13 protein-coding genes are annotated in these 16,493 nt (G+C 61.0%); 12 read left to right on the top strand and 1 reads right to left on the bottom strand.

What is annotated here, in order from left to right; translation table 11 throughout:
- The first annotated feature begins 170 nt into the window (after positions 1–170).
- The 3 genes from ABHR75_RS08415 (at position 171) to ABHR75_RS08405 (ending at position 4,874) form a co-directional block, all read left to right on the top strand.
- Positions 171–884 (top strand): ABC transporter ATP-binding protein, encoded by a 714-nt coding sequence (locus tag ABHR75_RS08415; RefSeq protein WP_346964098.1) that lies wholly within the window; start codon positions 171–173, stop codon positions 882–884.
- Between the two features lie 8 nt (positions 885–892).
- The gene (locus tag ABHR75_RS08410; protein WP_346964097.1) at positions 893–3,559 is read left to right on the top strand and encodes an ABC transporter permease; all 2,667 of its coding nucleotides are present in this window, start codon (positions 893–895) and stop codon (positions 3,557–3,559) included.
- 109 nt (positions 3,560–3,668) lie between these two features.
- Positions 3,669–4,874 carry a DUF362 domain-containing protein gene (locus ABHR75_RS08405; protein ID WP_346964096.1) on the top strand — a complete coding sequence of 402 codons (1,206 nt, stop codon included), beginning with the start codon at positions 3,669–3,671 and terminating at the stop codon, positions 4,872–4,874.
- Positions 4,875–5,125: 251 nt separating this feature from the next.
- On the opposite strand, the gene ABHR75_RS08400 is transcribed toward ABHR75_RS08405, so the two are convergent.
- Positions 5,126–6,091 carry an alpha/beta hydrolase gene (locus ABHR75_RS08400; protein WP_346964095.1) on the bottom strand — a complete coding sequence of 322 codons (966 nt, stop codon included), beginning with the start codon at positions 6,089–6,091 and terminating at the stop codon, positions 5,126–5,128.
- A 186-nt stretch (positions 6,092–6,277) separates the two neighbouring features.
- Here ABHR75_RS08400 and trhA point away from each other — a divergent pair, with 186 nt between their 5' ends.
- The 9 genes from trhA to ABHR75_RS08355 all read left to right on the top strand — a co-directional run.
- Complete coding sequence (gene trhA / locus ABHR75_RS08395) at positions 6,278–6,961, top strand: PAQR family membrane homeostasis protein TrhA (protein WP_346964094.1); 684 nt, start codon at positions 6,278–6,280, stop codon at positions 6,959–6,961.
- Positions 6,962–7,063: 102 nt separating this feature from the next.
- Positions 7,064–8,437 carry a hemolysin family protein gene (locus tag ABHR75_RS08390; RefSeq protein WP_138113742.1) on the top strand — a complete coding sequence of 458 codons (1,374 nt, stop codon included), beginning with the start codon at positions 7,064–7,066 and terminating at the stop codon, positions 8,435–8,437.
- 24 nt (positions 8,438–8,461) lie between these two features.
- On the top strand, positions 8,462–9,292 hold the full coding sequence (locus ABHR75_RS08385; RefSeq protein ID WP_346964093.1) for a cyanophycin synthetase family protein: 831 nt from the start codon (positions 8,462–8,464) through the stop codon (positions 9,290–9,292).
- A 136-nt stretch (positions 9,293–9,428) separates the two neighbouring features.
- Positions 9,429–9,818 carry a YtxH domain-containing protein gene (locus ABHR75_RS08380; protein WP_117794607.1) on the top strand — a complete coding sequence of 130 codons (390 nt, stop codon included), beginning with the start codon at positions 9,429–9,431 and terminating at the stop codon, positions 9,816–9,818.
- Positions 9,818–10,573, top strand: coding sequence for a PRC-barrel domain-containing protein (locus tag ABHR75_RS08375; RefSeq protein WP_346964092.1), 756 nt, complete (start codon positions 9,818–9,820; stop codon positions 10,571–10,573). The genes ABHR75_RS08380 and ABHR75_RS08375 overlap by 1 nt, the downstream gene beginning before the upstream one ends.
- Positions 10,574–10,645: 72 nt before the next feature.
- Entirely contained in the window at positions 10,646–12,052 is a 1,407-nt protein-coding gene (locus tag ABHR75_RS08370) for a polysaccharide deacetylase family protein (protein WP_346964091.1), read from the top strand.
- 307 nt (positions 12,053–12,359) lie between these two features.
- Positions 12,360–14,204, top strand: a complete 1,845-nt coding sequence (locus ABHR75_RS08365) for a magnesium transporter (protein WP_195361873.1) — start codon at positions 12,360–12,362, stop codon at positions 14,202–14,204.
- Positions 14,205–14,278: 74 nt separating this feature from the next.
- Entirely contained in the window at positions 14,279–15,475 is a 1,197-nt protein-coding gene (locus ABHR75_RS08360) for an Nramp family divalent metal transporter (protein WP_099432833.1), read from the top strand.
- 452 nt (positions 15,476–15,927) lie between these two features.
- Positions 15,928–16,493: transposase (locus ABHR75_RS08355; RefSeq protein ID WP_346964090.1), on the top strand; the 566-nt coding region annotated here is incomplete at its 3' end.

The raw sequence follows: 16,493 nt of genomic DNA, 5'->3' as shown, positions 1-16,493 counted from the left end.
GCCGTGATGCGCGACCGGGTGCCCTACCGGGAGTAGCCCCGACGGTTGACAAAACTATAGGAACACCCAATGACTAGTCTGAAATAAATCCCAAGCCTCGCTCCAAAATAGTTCGCCAAGGTTTACTATTACGCTCATAAAGTAGTATGAGGCTAACAATGGGGGATACCATGGCAACGCAGAAAGCCTACGTCCAGGTTAAGGATCTCAAAAAGCACTACGGCGACGGTGATGCGCGCCTGACGGTACTCGATGGCATCGACACGTCCATCAACCGCGGAGAGATCTGCGTCATGCTGGGGCCCTCTGGCTCGGGCAAATCGACATTCCTTAACCTGATCGGCGGCTTGGAGGATGCCGACGGCGGCTCCATCATGGTGGACGGCTGCGACCTCACTGTGCTCAAGCCTACCGACCTGGGCGAGTATCGCCGCCGTGAGCTGGGCTTTGTCTTTCAGTTCTACAACCTGGTACCCGATCTCACCATCAAGGAGAACATCGAGGTCACGGCGCACCTGTCCAAAAACCCGCTCAATGTCGAAGACCTGCTGCGTTCGCTGGGTCTCTACGAGCACCGCAACAAGTTCCCGCGCCAGGTCTCGGGCGGCCAGCAGCAGCGCTGTGCCATCGGCCGCGCACTCGTCAAAAACCCGGGCCTGCTGCTGTGCGACGAGCCCACGGGCGCGCTTGACTATAAGACGTCCAAGGAAATCTTGCAGCTCATGGAGGATGTCAACCGCACCTACGGCTGCACCATCATCATTGTCACCCACAATGCCGCCATCGCGCGCATGGCCAATCGCGTGCTGCGCCTGCGCGACGGGCACATCGTCGAGGATGAGCTCAACGAGTCGCCCGTTGCGGCCGCCGAGCTTGATTGGTAGGCGGCGCCATGACACCTCTCGCAAAACGTCTCCCGCGCGAGCTGCGCCGCAATATCGGCAAGTTCCTGGGCATCTTTTTGCTTATGTGCGGAAGCATTGCTCTCACCTCGGGCTTTTTGCTCGCAGCGCATTCTATCGGCTGCCTTATCGACGACATGCGCGATGCGTACACGATTGAGGACGGCCGCGTGACCACCTCCTTCGAGGCTACCGACGATCAACTCAAGGTCGCCGAGGATGCAGCCGGCGACGTCGGCGGCGTCACGCTCTACAAGAATTTCTCCATCGACGCCATCATCAAAAAGGCGTCTGGCGACGACGGCACCAAGCGCACGCTGCGCACCTATGCGCACCGCACCAAGGTCGATATCGCGTCCTACTGTGAGGGCAAGCAGCCCAAGGCGGATGACGAGGTGGCCATCGACCGTGTCTTTGCCACCAACAACGACCTGTCCGTGGGCGATAAGGTCGAGCTTGAGGGCCGCACCTACACCATCTGCGGCATCATGACCCAGCCCGATAGCCAGGCGCTGTTCCTCAACAATTCGGACTTTACGGTGAACACCATCACGTACGGCGTAGCCGAGGTCACCGATGGCGGCTTTGCCGCGCTCGAGGATGCCGGCGGCGCGCCTGCCTACACCTACTCCTTCACCTTTGCCGATCGCGACCTTTCCGTTGCGGACCGCACCGATGCCGAGCAGGATATGGTAGAGGCGCTCACCGATGCCGATGCGCGCGTGGACGATCTGATCGATGCCGATTCCAATCAGGGCATTGGCTATGCGCGCGACGACGTAGACGGCGACTCCATGATGTGGATGACGCTGCTCGACATCATCATCGTGATCATGGCGTTTGTCTTTGTGGTGCTCACCGACGCCACCATCGAGGAGGAGAGTGCCATCATCGGCACACTGCTCGCCAGCGGCTATCGCCGTCGCGAGATCGTGCTGCACTACCTTGCGCTTCCCGCCATCGTGGGCGTGGTCGCGGCGCTTTTGGGCACTGCGCTCGGCGTTGTGTTCTTTACTGAGCCCATGCGCAGCCTCTATTACGGTTCGTACAGCCTGCCGCCCTTCCAGGTGTACTGGAGCTGGGAGATCTTTGTGAAGTGCGCCGTGGTTCCCGCCGCCGCGCTCATCCTCATCACGCTGGTGGGTCTGCTTCGCAAGATGGGCAAGACGCCGTTGCAGTTCCTTCGTCACGAGGCGAGTGGCAAATCGGGCACCAAGCGCGGCCTGCAGCTGCCGGAGCGCATGGGTTTTGTTTCCCGCTTCCGCCTGCGTATCTTCCTGCGCAATCTGGGCAACTTCGCCACGCTCTTCGTGGGCATCGCGTTTGCCTCGCTGCTACTGCTCTTTGGCCTGGCGATTCTGCCCACGATGACGCACTACGCGGACAACCTCGAGACAAGCCTGGTCGCCGAGCACCAGTACACGCTCAAGGCGCCGCTGGAGCTCGAGGGCACTGCCGAGGAGCGCGAGCAGTGGTCGGCACTCGAGCGCTTGCAGTCGGTTGACGGCGCGCTGCTTTCTGCCGCTCAAGATGCGGACGACGAGCTTGACGACGCGGTCGATGCCGCGCAGGCGGTTGCCGATGCCGCGACCAGCTCTCCGTCTGCCGAGAGCCTGGTCGCGGCGCAGGACGCGCTCGCCAAGGTCCAGGACAAGAAGGATGCGCTCTACGCGCGCCTTGACGATCTTGCCGATGCCCTCGGCTGCAACCGCGATGAGGCCATCGACCTGATCGACAAGGCCTCTAAGATCGACACCGACAACGACGATATCCACCCGGTCAATACGACCGACAACGGCGCGGGCGCAATTGCACAGGCCGAGAAATACGCCATCTACCAGCTGCAATACGATCGCGGCGATGGAAATGGCGAGGAGACGATTTCCGTCTACGGCATTTCATCCAATTCGCGCTATTGGAAAGACCTCAACGTCGGCGACGGCCGTGTCGTCTTTGGCGGCGGCCTACTCGACAAGTTTGGCTGGAACGAGGGGCAGGAGGTTAAGCTTCGCGACAAGTACGAGGGCAAGAATTATTCCCTTGAGTACGCGGGCAAGGACTGTGCCTGGGGCTCCAAGTCGGACATGAATATCTATATGAGTATCGACGACTTTAACGAGCTGTTCGGCAACGACGCTGCCTACTTTAACGGCTATGTGAGCGACGAGAAGCTCGACCTCGATGCTCGTTACTTTGCCGGCGACACCACGCCCGACGACATGCGCGCCGTGGGTGACCAGTTCATCGGCATGATGAGCAAAATGATCGGAATGATGATCGGGCTCGCGGTGTTTATCTTCCTGCTGTTTATGTACCTGCTGACCAAAGCGGTGATCGACCACAGCGCCCGTTCGATCAGCTACATGAAAGTCTTTGGCTATCGCGATAGCGAGATCTCGCATCTGTACATCCGCTCGATCACGCTGTGCGTGGTGGCATCGCTCATGCTGAGCCTGCCGGTGATCATCGGCTCGCTCACGGCCATCTTCCGCTCGATGCTGCTCGCCTACAACGGCAATATCGAGATCTACGTGCCCGCTTGGTCCATGGCTGCATGCGTCGGCATTGGCTTTGCGACCTACCTGGTCGTGGCACTGCTACACACGCGCTCTATCAAGCGCGTCAGCCTGGCCGAGGCCCTTAAGGTGCAGGAGTAGTCATTGGGGACGTACTTAAATGACTAGGCGCCGTGCTTGACATTAACCCCGCTTTAACGGGTACCATCTCCTATGTCTGTAACGCCATATAGACCGAGGGGATAGATTTATGACCGCAACTGCACCCGCAGCACCCGCTAAGGTGTACTTCACCAACCTGCGCACGCATGCTCGCGAGAGCCAGCTCGACAAGCTCAAGCGCCTCATTCGTCACGCCGGTATTGAGCAGATCGACTTCGAGAACAAGTTCGTCGCCATCAAGATTCACTTTGGCGAGCTGGGCAACCTGAGCTTTTTGCGCCCCAACTACGCCCGCGCTGTCGCGGATGTCGTGAAGGAGCTGGGCGGCAAGCCCTTCCTCACCGACTGCAACACGCTCTATGTGGGTAGCCGCAAAAACGCGCTCGAGCACATCGATACCGCCTATCAGAACGGCTTTACCCCGTATGCCACGGGTTGCCAGATCATCATCGCCGACGGCCTCAAGGGCACCGACGAGGCGCTCGTCCCGGTCGAGGGTGGCGAGTACGTGCGCGAGGCCAAGATCGGTCAGGCGCTCATGGATGCCGATATCGTGATCAGCCTCACCCACTTTAAGGGCCATGAGCAGGCCGGCTTTGGCGGCGCCATGAAGAACCTGGGTATGGGAGGCGGCAGCCGTGCCGGCAAGATGGAGCAGCATGCCGCCGGCAAGCCGAACGTCTCGACCGAGCACTGCGTTGGCTGCCGTGCCTGCGAAAAGATCTGCGCGCACAACGCTGTCTCGTTCGACGGCACCCGCGAGCGCGAGCTTGCCAGCGGCGCTACTCGCACGGTGCACGTGGCCGCTATCGACCACGATCGCTGCGTGGGCTGCGGACGCTGCATTGCGGCATGCAACCAGGACTGCATCAAGCCCGGCTATGACGCCGCGGCCGACGTGCTCAACTGCAAGATCGCCGAGTACACCAAGGCCGTCGTCGACGGCCGCCCGAGCTTCCACATTTCGCTCGCCATGGATATCAGCCCCAACTGCGATTGCCATCCCGAAAACGACACGCCTATCGTCAACGACATCGGCATGTTCGCGAGCTTCGACCCGGTCGCCATCGACCAGGCCTGCGCCGATGCCGTCATGGCATCCGAGCCGCTGCCCAACACCGAGCTCACCGATAGCGCGGCCAAGATGGAGCACAATCACGAGCATCTGGAGGGCGAGCAGGCGCACGACCCCTTCTGCATCACGCATCCCGATACCGACTGGCGCGCGTGCATCGCGCATGCCGAGAAGATCGGCCTGGGCACGAGCGAGTACGAGCTCATCGAGGTCAAGTAGCACCTGTCTATTGGACATATCAAGCGCCTTTGTGGCGCAACGTTAGCAAAAGCCGCCCGTGAGCACAGTGTCCACGGGCGGCTTTTCGGAAGTATGCGGCAAATTTCGAGATCGCCGAGCACACGACATTTTTTGGCAACAAAACACCTGATAAATTGTTGGTAAAACTGCGGTTTGGTCGGCAGTCCCAGATTTTGCCGCATACTTCCGAAAATAGGGGGTCAGATAAAGCCCCAGACGTTGCTTTTTGCCTAAAAATACTCGTCGAGGAAGTCGTCGACCGTGTTCCAGTAGAGCTCGGGGTCAACTTGCGCACTCTTGGCGTGGGTGGCGCCATGGATGGTGAGCTTTTGCTTGACCCTGCTGGCGCACGCGTCGTAGTTTTGGTCGAGCATGTCGTACGGCACAAAGGTGTCCTGGTCGCCGTGGATAAACAGCATGGGAACCGTCGCGTGTTTGAGTTGCTCCACGCTGCTCGCCTTATGAAAGTCGTAGCCTGCGCGCACGTTGCACACCAAGTTTGCCACATCGAGCAAGGGAAAGCTGGGCAGGCCGAACACGTCCTTGAGCTGCAGAGAAAACTCGTCCCAGACACTCGTGTAACCGCAGTCCTCGATAATGCATTTTACGTTTGCGGGCAGAGATTCCCCCGCGACGTTCATGGCGGTTGCCGCACCCATCGACTCGCCAAAGACCAGGATGCGCGCCTCGGGGTCAGCCTGAACGATCCGCCCAATCCATGCGACGACATCGAGCCGCTCGGGCCAGCCCATGCCGATATAGTCGCCGCCGGAGCGCTCGTGGGCGCGGGCGGCGGGTGCGAGCACGTTCATGCCGCGGTCGTGGAAGCGCTTGGCGTATCGGGCCATGCCGATGGGCTCATTGGTATATCCATGCAGGCAGACGGCGTAATCGTGGGTGTTCTCCGAGGCGGCAAAATACCAAGCGGCGAGCTCGGTTCCGTCATCTGCGGTGAGGCTGCTGCCCTTGCGGTTCTCCTTAAACCACGCCCGCGCCTCGGTGTCCTCGGCATCCGGCTGTTCACCTTTTTTGTCGTTCTTGCTATCCTGCATCATCTTCATGGTGTACGGCGCTTGGGGGTTCAGGGCAAAGTCAAACAAAAAGTTGCCGGCAAATCCGAGCAGCGCAACGACAACCACCAGTGCAACGATGCCGGCTATCTTGAGCTTTCGATGGGAACGTGCGTTTTGAGCCATGCGGTATTCTCCTATAAGATGTTAATACATCAACATTTAATGCAAGCGCATTATGGACGTTCGCCGTTGATGCGTCAACAGGCAAAGAATGGGTAAACAAAGGGTCACGTATGGTGCAAATTTCGCACGTACCTAGACGCTTTGATATAGTGTTGAGAACTCTTTACATTGGAGGATGTAACCGGCATGTCCGATTCGAGCGACAGTTCTAAGCCGCGACCCAAGACCGCGGCCGTTCCACACTACACGGTGGGCGAGGAGATCATGAACTCCGTCACCCATGGTGTCGGCTGCCTGCTGGGTATCGCGGGCCTGGTGCTCCTGATCGTATTCGCTGCCCTGCGCGGCGGAGGCCCAGACCACATGGCCGCGGCGATTGTCTATGGCGTCAGCATTATTCTCGAATATCTGGCTTCCACGCTCTATCACGCGATTCAGCCCGCGGGTGCCAAGCGCGTATTCCGCATCATCGACCATAGCTGCATCTACCTGCTCATTGCCGGCAGCTATACGCCGTTTTGCCTCATCACGCTCGCGAATGACGGCGGCCCAATGCTGTTCTTTGCCGTGTGGGCCATCGCCATCATCGGCATCGCGCTCGAGTGCTTTATGCGCGAGCGCCAGCCGCACTGGGTAAGCGGCTTGGTCTACCTGCTGATGGGCTGGCTTGTCGTCTTTAAGCTGCCCGAACTTGTGGCGCTGCTCAACCCCGTGGCACTTGCCCTGCTCGCCGTCGGTGGCGTGTGCTATACCGTGGGCGTGCCGTTCTATATCGCCAAAAACGTGCGCTATCTGCACAGTGTTTTCCACTTGTGGGTGCTCGCCGGCAGCATCTTCCAGTTCATGGCGGTGATTCTCTTCGTAATCTAGCGACCGCGCCCGCGTCCTCGTTTGGGCGCCGGCGCAATTGCCGTATCCGCCATCAACGTTTCACCCTGACGTCCCGAATCTTGGAGGTTCGAGAAACTCCCGATGGACATAACCATCTCCCTTATTACCACCCTCGTTTTGACCCTCATCAACGGCTACTTCTCCATGTCCGAGATGGCTCTCACCACGGCTAAGCGCGCCGTGTTGGAGCATGATGCCGAGGAGGGCGATAAGCGCGCCGAGCGCGCCGTCCAGCTCGCCGCCGACTCCGACCAGCTGTTGGCCACCATCCAGGTTGCCATTACGCTCGTGGGCTTCGCCTCGTCCGCCGTCGCCTCGACGAGCCTGTCCGACCCGCTTGCCACGTGGCTCATGAGCTTTGGCATCGCGCCGCTTTCCGCCATCGCGCGCGGCCTAGCGCCGGTCATCATCACCGTCGCCGTCGCCTTTGTGTCCATCGTGATCGGCGAGCTCGTGCCCAAGCGCATCGGCCTCGCTAACGCCGAGGGCGTATCCAAGCAGGTTGTGGGACCGCTCTCCGTGTTCCAAAAGATCGCCCGCCCGCTCGTGTGGCTGACCGGCGCCTGCTCCGATGGTCTGGCCCGCATCCTGCGCATCAAGAGCGCCGATGACCGCCAGAACGTCTCGGAGGAAGAGATCAAGTACATGGTCTCGGAGCAGGACGACCTGCTCGACGAGGAAAAGCGCATGATCCACGAGATCTTCGACCTGGGCGACACCGTGGCTCGCGAGGTCATGGTGCCGCGCGTGGACACCACCATGTGCGAGGACGACGAGACGGTCGCCGACGTGCTGTCCACCATGCGCCAGACCGGCTTCAGCCGCATCCCCGTCTATCACGAGGATCCCGACAACGTCGCGGGCATCGCGCACATCAAGGACCTGATCCAGCCCGCGCTCGACGGCAAGGGCGACCAGCCCATCGCCAGCTATTTGCGCGATGCCACCTTTGTGCCCGATACCAAGGACATCCTGCCGTTGCTGTCCGAGATGCAGACCTCGCACGACCAGATCGTGGTCGTCGTGGATGAGTACGGCGGAACGGCCGGCATCATCACTATTGAAGATATCGTCGAGGAGATCGTCGGCGAGATCGAGGACGAGTTCGACCCCGACAACAAGTACCTCACGCGCCTCTCGCGCCGTGAGTGGCTCGTCGATGGGCGTTTTTCGTGCGATGACGCGATTGAGCTTGGTTGGCCGCTCGAGGAAAGCGATGATTATGAGACCATCGCCGGCTGGATTTTGGAGCTTTGCGACTCGGTACCCGACATCGGAGAGGTGTTTGAGGTTGCAGGGTACAAGTTCAAGGTACAGTCGATGCGTGGCCAGCGCATCTCGCTCATTCGCGTGATCGCTCCGGCCGAAACCGATAAGAAGGATTCCGAGTCCTCGGCAGAGAAGCCGGCGGCGTCGGGTGCGGGCTCTGTGGATCCGCACGATGGCGACGAGTAGGGCAAGGAAGAGTAGGGGAGAGTTATGGCAGGCCTGTTCAACATCCTTAAGGTCACCGTCAGCGAGGACAAGATTTGCGCGCACGTGCTGGTGAACCCCGGCATGCCGCTCATGACCTCGGAGGATATCGAGGCCACGGCGCGCGTGTACTACCTGGTGCCGGCGATTGCCAAGCACCTGTGCCTGGGTGATTCCGGTCGCGAGTTCCAGGACTGCATGGGCCAGACCGAGCTTTGCCACCTGCTGGAGCACGTGACGGTCGAGCTCATGAACGAGACCGGTCTTGCGGGCAGCATTTCGTGCGGTCGCACGCGCGTGAGCGAGCATGACGAGCGTGTCTTTGAGGTTGAGCTTTCGTGTCCCGATGACGCGCTGGCCATTGGCGCGCTGTCGTCGGCCACCTTTATGATGGACTGGGCGTACCTGCACGCCGACCAACCGGCCCCCGACGTGGAAGGCACGGTCGCGGGCCTGCGCAACCTGGTGCTGGGCATGCGTGCCGAGGCCGAGGGCAAGGACCCGCACGAGGCCGTTGCCGCTGCGAACGGCGAGGACGTGGCCGAGGATGCGCCCGAGGGCGACGCTCCTGCCGACGCCGACACTGAGCCCGTTGCCGATGCGGCCGCCGAGCCGGCAGCTGAGCCCCAGGGCGTTCCCAGCTTTGATGACGAGCCCCAGGTGGCGATTGATACCGAGGGCGCGGTTGTCGAGAATCACGAGGTCTCCGCGGCCGTCTTCGGCGGCGCGGCAACGGCTCCGACTGGATCGGCGCATGAGGGCGGCTTGCCCCTCGTGGACGGCGCCGGCGGGGATCCGGCTGCCACGGTTGCCATGCCCGCCATGCCGCAGGAGTAGGTTCGCTCGCTCAACAACATCATGTACCTGCGTCTTTGCCGTATGCAGATGAGCGGGGCGGCAAGTGTTGCGCTGCGGGTATAATGGACAGCATTCAAACGGTGGGCGCCGACGTGCCCGCAGGAGAGGAATGATCATGGGTAAGACTTTTAGCTTTGTCTCCGGTGCACTCTTTGGTGCCGCCGCCGGCGCTATCATCGGCGTTGCTCTGGCCCCGCGCTCAGGCGCCGAGACCCGCGCCATGGCTGCCGATATCGCCAACGACGCTTGGGATAACATGCGCGATACCTACGAGCATGGTGCCGAGGAGGCCCGCGCCGCGGTCAACGACTTCGGCCCGATGGTCGATGCCAAGACCGATGACCTGCGTGCCAAGGTCGACCTGGCCCGCGAGCGCATGGACCAGCTGCGCGAGCAGCTCAACGACGCCATCTCGGGCGGCAACGTGACGCCCGCCGCCGACGTCGTGGTCGAGAACGCCGCCGAGGCCGACACCGAGGCTGCGGAGCCCTCGACCGAGGCATAATGCGCGCCGGGGATTTTGTCGGCGCCAAGATCTATCGCAAGCCCACCGAGGACAAGCGCACCAAAAAGGACGGCACGCCGCGCAGCCCTAAAAAGCTCGGAAAGATACACTTTCCGGTCTTTACTCCGGGCGGAACGCGCGTGGTGGGCTTTATGGTTCGCCAGTCCGATATTGCGGGCATGATTGAGCGCCCCGACCGATTTGTGGCGCTCGATGCCATCGGCGTCTATGAGGGCGCTATCGCGGTGGATGACGCCAAGGACACCTACGATGCCGCCGCGGCCAAGCGCCTCGACATTAATCTGGACGATTGCATCATCTGGGTTGGTATGGACGTGCGCACGGAATCGGGCGATGTCGTGGGCTATTGTTCGGACGTGGAGTTCAAGCCGCGCTCGGGCATCGTTCAGATGTTCTATGTGACCGCCGGTGCCGCTTCGAGCGTGCTTGTCGGTGACACGCAGGTGCCGCCGACGATGCTGCGCGGCTACGAGAACGGCGCGATGATCGTCTCGGACGAGGTCAAGGCACTCGGGTATTCGGGCGGCGCGGCCGCCAAGGCTGCCGAGGCCAGTGTCGTGGTGGGCGATAAGGTCAAAAAGGGCGCCAAGGTGCTCGATGACAAGGGATCGGTCGCCGTGGACAAGGGCAGTCGTGCGCTGGGCAAGCAGCTCGGCAAGACGCGCGGCATGTTCAAGGCCTTTAAGGACGAATACCAAAAGGCGAGCGGTGGCTCGTCAAAAGCTAGCAAATAGCGACGTGCCAAATGATGGGAGGCGAGCCGGAGACATGTTGCTCCGGCTCGCTGTGTTTATGGGGGAGGGCACATGCGCCAAAACGGATCCAACTTAAACGGGCACTCCGGTGCGCGTCCGACGGCGCGCCGCGACCTGGGGCAGCTGCCCAGCGGCCAGCGCAAACGCCGCCGTAAGCCCGGCGCGATGTACCTCAACCATAGCCGCGGCTTTAGCGACCGCAGCGCTCGCATCGGCAACGGGCGTTCGCCCCGCCGTCCATCCCGTCTGCCCTATGCGCTTATCGCTGTGGGCTGCGCGCTCGTGCTGTTCATCGCTGCCGTCGTGGGCTACGTCAACCGCAGCGTGGACGTGGAGCTCAACGGACAAAAGACCGCGGTGCGCGTGGGTTCTACGCTGCAGAATCTTATCGACGACCAGGAGTTGACCGACACCTATGACGCGGGCGACCTGCTGGCCGTCGACGACAGCGTGCTCAAGCGCCACGGGGGCGAAAAGCTGTCGGTGAAAGTTGACGGCAAGCGCGTGAAGCAGGGCAAATGGGACAGCCGCGAGCTTACCGGCGGCGAGAAGGTGACGGTCAAAGACGGCCGCAACATCTACGAGAAGCACGAGGTGCAGGCCACGACCATCGAGCCCAAGCTGAAGGTCGAGGGCACGGGTGCCATCGAGTACGTGCAGACATGGGGCGTCCAGGGTCGCTCCGAGGTGTGGGTCGGCGAGCAGTCGGGCAAGACGCGGGACCGTGGCGAGGTCGTGCCCGCCACCGACTGCGTAGTCGAGTGCGCAAGCGTAGCGCCCAAGGGCAACGAAAAGTATGTGGCCCTGACGTTTGACGAGGGCCCGAGTGGCGCGACCAAGCAGATCTTGCAGGTGCTCAAGGAAAAGGGCGTCACGGCGACGTTCTTCCTTTCGGGCGATGCCGCGGAGGCCTCGCCTGCTGCTGCCAAGGCGATTGTCGATGCCGGGTGTGAGATCGGCTCCAACAGTTACAGCGATGATTCGCTCAAGGGCGAAGATCGCGAGACGGTGCGCAATCAGATCACGAAGGGCACCGAGGCGATTAAGTCGGCGACCGGCGTTGAGACGATGCTGTTGCGCGCCCCGTACGCCGCCTTTGACGAGCAAAACTGGATTGACTCGATGGACCTGGTGTCCGCCGTGGTCTCGTGGAATATCGACTCGGGCGACTGGCTGCTCAACGGTGCCGACGAGCAGGTCTCGACGGTGCTCGATTCGGTGACGCCGGGCAATATTGTGCTGCTCACCGATAGCGACGAGTGCGCTGAGCAGACGCTCGAGGCGCTGCCGCAGATTATCGATGGCCTTGTTGCCGACGGCTACAAGATCGTGACGCTCAGCGACCTGGTCAAGACAGACACGGCGCTCAGCAAAAAGCTCACCTCGCTCACCAAGGTCACCATGCCCAAGAACGCCGTATTCCCCCAACTCGCCGAGGACGACGACACCACGGAGTAGTCCCCAACGACTATGTCACGGATACGTCAGCGTTTGGTATGCCTGCAATGTGCAGCGCATAAACTCGGTGCCGCAGCGCAATGCTGATGCTATAGTTACTGCGGTTAATGAGGGTCAAGAGAAAGGTTACAGGTGAAATCCAAACCTCGACCATACAGTCGATGACCCCATGCAGGTGCTTTTTGCGCATGCACGGGGTGTGAGCGTCGAGCGGCGTGCCGCCCGCGCATGCGTATACATATCAAACAATCCACGGATAGCGTACCCGTCTGGCCGCGGTCCGCAGGAATAATGATGGGGAGCACCATTGAATTATCTGAGTGAGATGCTCAAATTGCCGGTCTTGGACGTCGATGGCGAAAAGCTCGGCGTTGTGAACGATTTTGGCATTGCTACCGGCGAAGTTTTTCCACACGTGACGTCGCTCGCGTTCCGCGGCCCCGGCAAGACGCCGTTTATGATCAGCTGGCGCAAATGGGTCGACCGTATCGACGAGACGGGTGTACACCTTAAGACGTCGGCCACCGAAATCCGTTTTTCGTACCTGCAGCCGACCGAACTCTTGCTTGCCCGCGACGTGCTCAACAAGCAGATTGTCGACACGCAGGGCATGAAGGTCGTGCGCGTAAACGACATTAAGTTTTCCATGTCGGGCGAAAACCAGCTGCGCCTGCTGGGCGCCGAGGTCGGTGCCCGCGGTCTGCTACGCGCCATCAGCCCCGCGCTCGAGCATATCGTCGAAGGCTTTATGAAGCACCTGGGCAAGCCGCTCAGTGAGGACATCATCGCTTGGTCCTACATGGACCTGCTCGACCGCTCGACCAAGAACATTCAACTCTCGGTGTCGCACAAGACGCTCGGCGAGCTGCACCCTGCCGACATCGCCGACATTATCGAGCAGCTCGACCCGCGCCTGCGTGCGCAGGTGTTTGCGCAGCTCGATACTGCCCAGGCCGCCGAGGCCATCTCGGAGTTCGATGACGACGAGCTTATGACCGAGATGCTCGAGGGCCTGTCCGACACCGACGCATCGTCGATGCTGGCCATGATGGACCCGGACGACGCCGCCGATCTGATCGACGAGCTCGATTACGAGAAGGCCGAGAAGCTCCTGCGCCTGATGGGCGTCAAGGAGGAGAAGGCGATTCGTAACCTGCTGGGGTATGAGGACAACACCGCCGGCCGCATCATGACCTCGGAGTTTGTCTCCCTGCCCGCTACGGCAACGGTCGGTGACGCCATCGAGGCGATTCGCGAGCTCGACGAGGACTTCGAGAGCGTCTACTACGTCTATACCGAGGATCCGAGCGGCATGCTGACCGGCGTGCTTTCGCTGCGCACGCTGATCGTAGCCGACCGCGACGCCACGCTGGGTCAGCTGGCCTATCGCGACCTGGTCTATGTGTCGCCCGACGAGGACCAGGAAGACGTGACGGACGAGATGACCAAGTACGACCTGGTTGCCATCCCTGTCTGCGATGAGAACCGTCATATCCTGGGTATCGTAACCTTCGACGACGCCATGGACGTTATCGCTGAGGAGCATCAGGAGGACCTGCAGATCGCAGGCGTCGGCTCGGGCGATAGCGCGTCCGACGACTCGACGAATGTGCTCAGCTGGTTCGTGCATCGCCAGTACTGGGTTGTCGTGTGGGGCATTGCCTCGTGCATCATGGCAACGGTGCTGGGGACGGCGCTCGGCTCCGCGCATCTGGTGGTGTTCCCCATGTGCGCCATGCCGCTCGTGCTGCTGGCGGCCTCGCGCATGGTGTCGTTCGTCAAGAACTACTTCCTGGAGTATGACGGTCACGATGACGAGCCCAAGCCGTATCTGGGGTTCTTCTTCCAGAGCACGGGCATGGGCCTGATCCTGTCGCTCGTGACCTACCTGTGCGCCCAGCTGGTGCGCACCGCTGCGTTCCCCGATGCGCCCATGTTTGAGGAGCAACTCTTTACCGGGTGCTTTAATATCGCTGCCATCATTTGCCTGGTTGGCAACATGAGCGCCGTGATTTACCTGATGGTGCTGTTCTGGCGTGACGAGCATGACCTCAACACGTCGGGCACCGCCATGAACGTTATTGCCGTCATGATCTCGTGCGTAGCGTACTGCGCCGCTGCGGTGCTGCTCACCATGTCGGTCATGGGTTAGGTGGTCGCGTGCAAAATACCAAGCAAAAGTCGGGCACCAAGCAAAAGTTGACCATCGCGGCCATCTTTGGCGCTATGGGTCCCGGTCTGCTGGCGGCGCTTTCGGGCAATGACGCCGGCGGCATTGCAACGTATTCCAGCGCGGGCGCCAGCTATGGCTACAAGATGCTCTGGATGCTTCCCGTCATGACTGTGCTGCTCATCGTGACGCAGGAGACCGCGGCGCGCTGCGGCTGCGTCACGGGCAAGGGCCTGGCATCGCTCATTCGCGAGCGCTTTGGCGTGCGCAAGAGTGTACTTGCTATGGCGGCGTTGTTGATCGCCAACACGGCTGTGACCATTTCGGAGTTTGCGGGCATCGCCAGCGGCCTTGCTCTCTTTGGCGTGCCGGCGAGCATCTCGGTGCCGTTGGTGGCGCTGCTGGTGTGGATGCTTACCATGTCGGGTAGTTTCCAGCGCATCGAGAAGATTCTGCTGCTGGTGAGCTGCGTGTTCGTGACCTATATCGTCGCCGCGTTTATGGCTGGCCCCAACTGGGGTGAGGTCGCGGTCGACCTGGTCGTGCCTAACATTCAAAATGACCCCAGCTACGTGTCGCTCGTGGTCGCAACGATCGGTACCACCATCGCGCCGTGGATGATTTTCTTGGCGCAGAACAACGTGGTCGATAAGAATGCGGGCGAGGACGACATCGTGCTGCAGCGTATTGATACCGTGAGCGGCTCGCTTGCCGCCGATGTTATTGCCGGCTTTATTATCATCACGACCGGCACGGTGTTGTTCCCGGCGGGTATTCAGATTAGCGATGCTGCCGATGCTGCCCGCGCGCTGGAGCCTATTGCGGGTCAGTGGTCTACGGTACTGTTTGCCTCGGGCCTGGTCGCGGCGAGCTTCTTGGCTGCCTGCGTGCTGCCGGGCGTTACGTCGAGCGCTATCTGCGAGGCATTTGGCTGGGAGCGCGGTGCCGACCGCAGCTGGGACGAGGCCCCGGTCTATCGCGGCATCATTACGGCCATCATCGGTATCTCTGCCGTGCTGGTGCTTATGCCCGGCGTCGATCTGTTCCAGATTATGATGACCTCGCAGGTCATCAATGGCGTGCTGCTGCCCGTGGTTCTGGTGTTCCAGGTGGTTATCGCCGCTGACCGTCACATTATGGGTGCCAACCGCAACGGCCGCGTGTGGAACGTGCTCACTTGGGCGACTATCGCCGTGATTACGGTGCTGACGGTCGTCATGTTTGTGCTGCAAGCGATGGGCTACAGCGCTTAACGCCTCTTTTGGACTCCAAACAGGCCGCTGCCATGGGTTGCGGCCTGTATTTTGCCTGTTATAGGGGGTTAGTAATATGTGAGTGGACAAATAATGCCAAATATGAGTACTGTTGTCAGGCCAATAGCATTTACGACCAAGAAAATAATGAACATAGTTAAGAATCTGTTTATTAAAAGCGGGTCTCCAAGTCCTAAGCCGGCCATTCTGGTCAACTGGAAGGCTCGCGCGCTACCGCATGAGCGCCATTTTGGGTGGTTTTGCCTGCTACTAAAACGGTAACAGTACTCATATTTGCCACTTTTTGTCCACGACCTCTTGGAGTCGGTAGCGCGCAGAGATGTGGTGTAAGAGGCGGGGCATGCCCCGCCTCTTCTCTTTCTTGAAAGGGAGGGGACACCGCCTAGAATTCGTCGTTGGAGTAATGAAGGTGACGAATGGAAGGAAAGGCGATGCCCCAAGAAGAGAGTGTACTGCGCCTCGGCCGCGACGAGGCCCTCGAGGCGGCGAGGCTTTGGCAGGAGTGCGGCGACGCGCGCGAGTTCGCGTGCAGGGTGCTGGGCGGCGTGATGAACGCGCTGATGGACTCCGAGGCCCAGCAGATGTGCGGCGCGAGCCGCAACGAGCGCAGCGACGGCAGGGAGAACAGCCGCAACGGCTACCGCCCCAGGTCGCTCAAGACCGCCGTGGGCGACGTGGAGCTCGAGATACCCAAGCTCAGGCACGGCACCTACTACCCCGAGGGCATGCTCGCGCGATGGTCGCGCGTCGACACCTCGGTGGCCGCCATCGTGCAGGAGATGTACGTGTGCGGCGTGTCCACCCGCAAGGTCGAGCGCGTGGCGTCCAAGCTGGGCATATCCTCGCTGTCGAGCTCGGAGGTCTCGAGCCTCTGCTCCGACCTCGACGCCGAGGTGGAGGAGTTCCGCCGCCGCGACCTTTCGGGCACGCCGTGCTGCTACCTGTGGCTCGACGCCACCTACATGAGCTGCAGGGTCGGCTCGTCGGTCGTCTCGCA

Origin of the sequence: Collinsella aerofaciens, from assembly GCF_039752955.1 — a bacterium.
Taxonomy (GTDB): Bacteria; Actinomycetota; Coriobacteriia; order Coriobacteriales; family Coriobacteriaceae; genus Collinsella; species Collinsella aerofaciens_BI.
The sequence above is the reverse complement of the archived record's forward strand: the minus strand, read 5'-3'. Positions and strand labels throughout refer to the sequence as shown.

Bases quoted from the DNA above. Each gene is read 5' to 3' on its own strand.
- ABHR75_RS08415 (WP_346964098.1), top strand. From the start codon at position 171: ATGGCAACGCAGAAAGCCTACGTCCAGGTTAAGGATCTCAAAAAGCAC.
- ABHR75_RS08410 (WP_346964097.1), top strand. From the start codon at position 893: ATGACACCTCTCGCAAAACGTCTCCCGCGCGAGCTGCGCCGCAATATC.
- ABHR75_RS08405 (WP_346964096.1), top strand. From the start codon at position 3,669: ATGACCGCAACTGCACCCGCAGCACCCGCTAAGGTGTACTTCACCAAC.
- ABHR75_RS08400 (WP_346964095.1), bottom strand. From the start codon at position 6,091: ATGGCTCAAAACGCACGTTCCCATCGAAAGCTCAAGATAGCCGGCATC.
- trhA (WP_346964094.1), top strand. From the start codon at position 6,278: ATGTCCGATTCGAGCGACAGTTCTAAGCCGCGACCCAAGACCGCGGCC.
- ABHR75_RS08390 (WP_138113742.1), top strand. From the start codon at position 7,064: ATGGACATAACCATCTCCCTTATTACCACCCTCGTTTTGACCCTCATC.
- ABHR75_RS08385 (WP_346964093.1), top strand. From the start codon at position 8,462: ATGGCAGGCCTGTTCAACATCCTTAAGGTCACCGTCAGCGAGGACAAG.
- ABHR75_RS08380 (WP_117794607.1), top strand. From the start codon at position 9,429: ATGGGTAAGACTTTTAGCTTTGTCTCCGGTGCACTCTTTGGTGCCGCC.
- ABHR75_RS08375 (WP_346964092.1), top strand. From the start codon at position 9,818: ATGCGCGCCGGGGATTTTGTCGGCGCCAAGATCTATCGCAAGCCCACC.
- ABHR75_RS08370 (WP_346964091.1), top strand. From the start codon at position 10,646: ATGCGCCAAAACGGATCCAACTTAAACGGGCACTCCGGTGCGCGTCCG.
- ABHR75_RS08360 (WP_099432833.1), top strand. From the start codon at position 14,279: ATGGGTCCCGGTCTGCTGGCGGCGCTTTCGGGCAATGACGCCGGCGGC.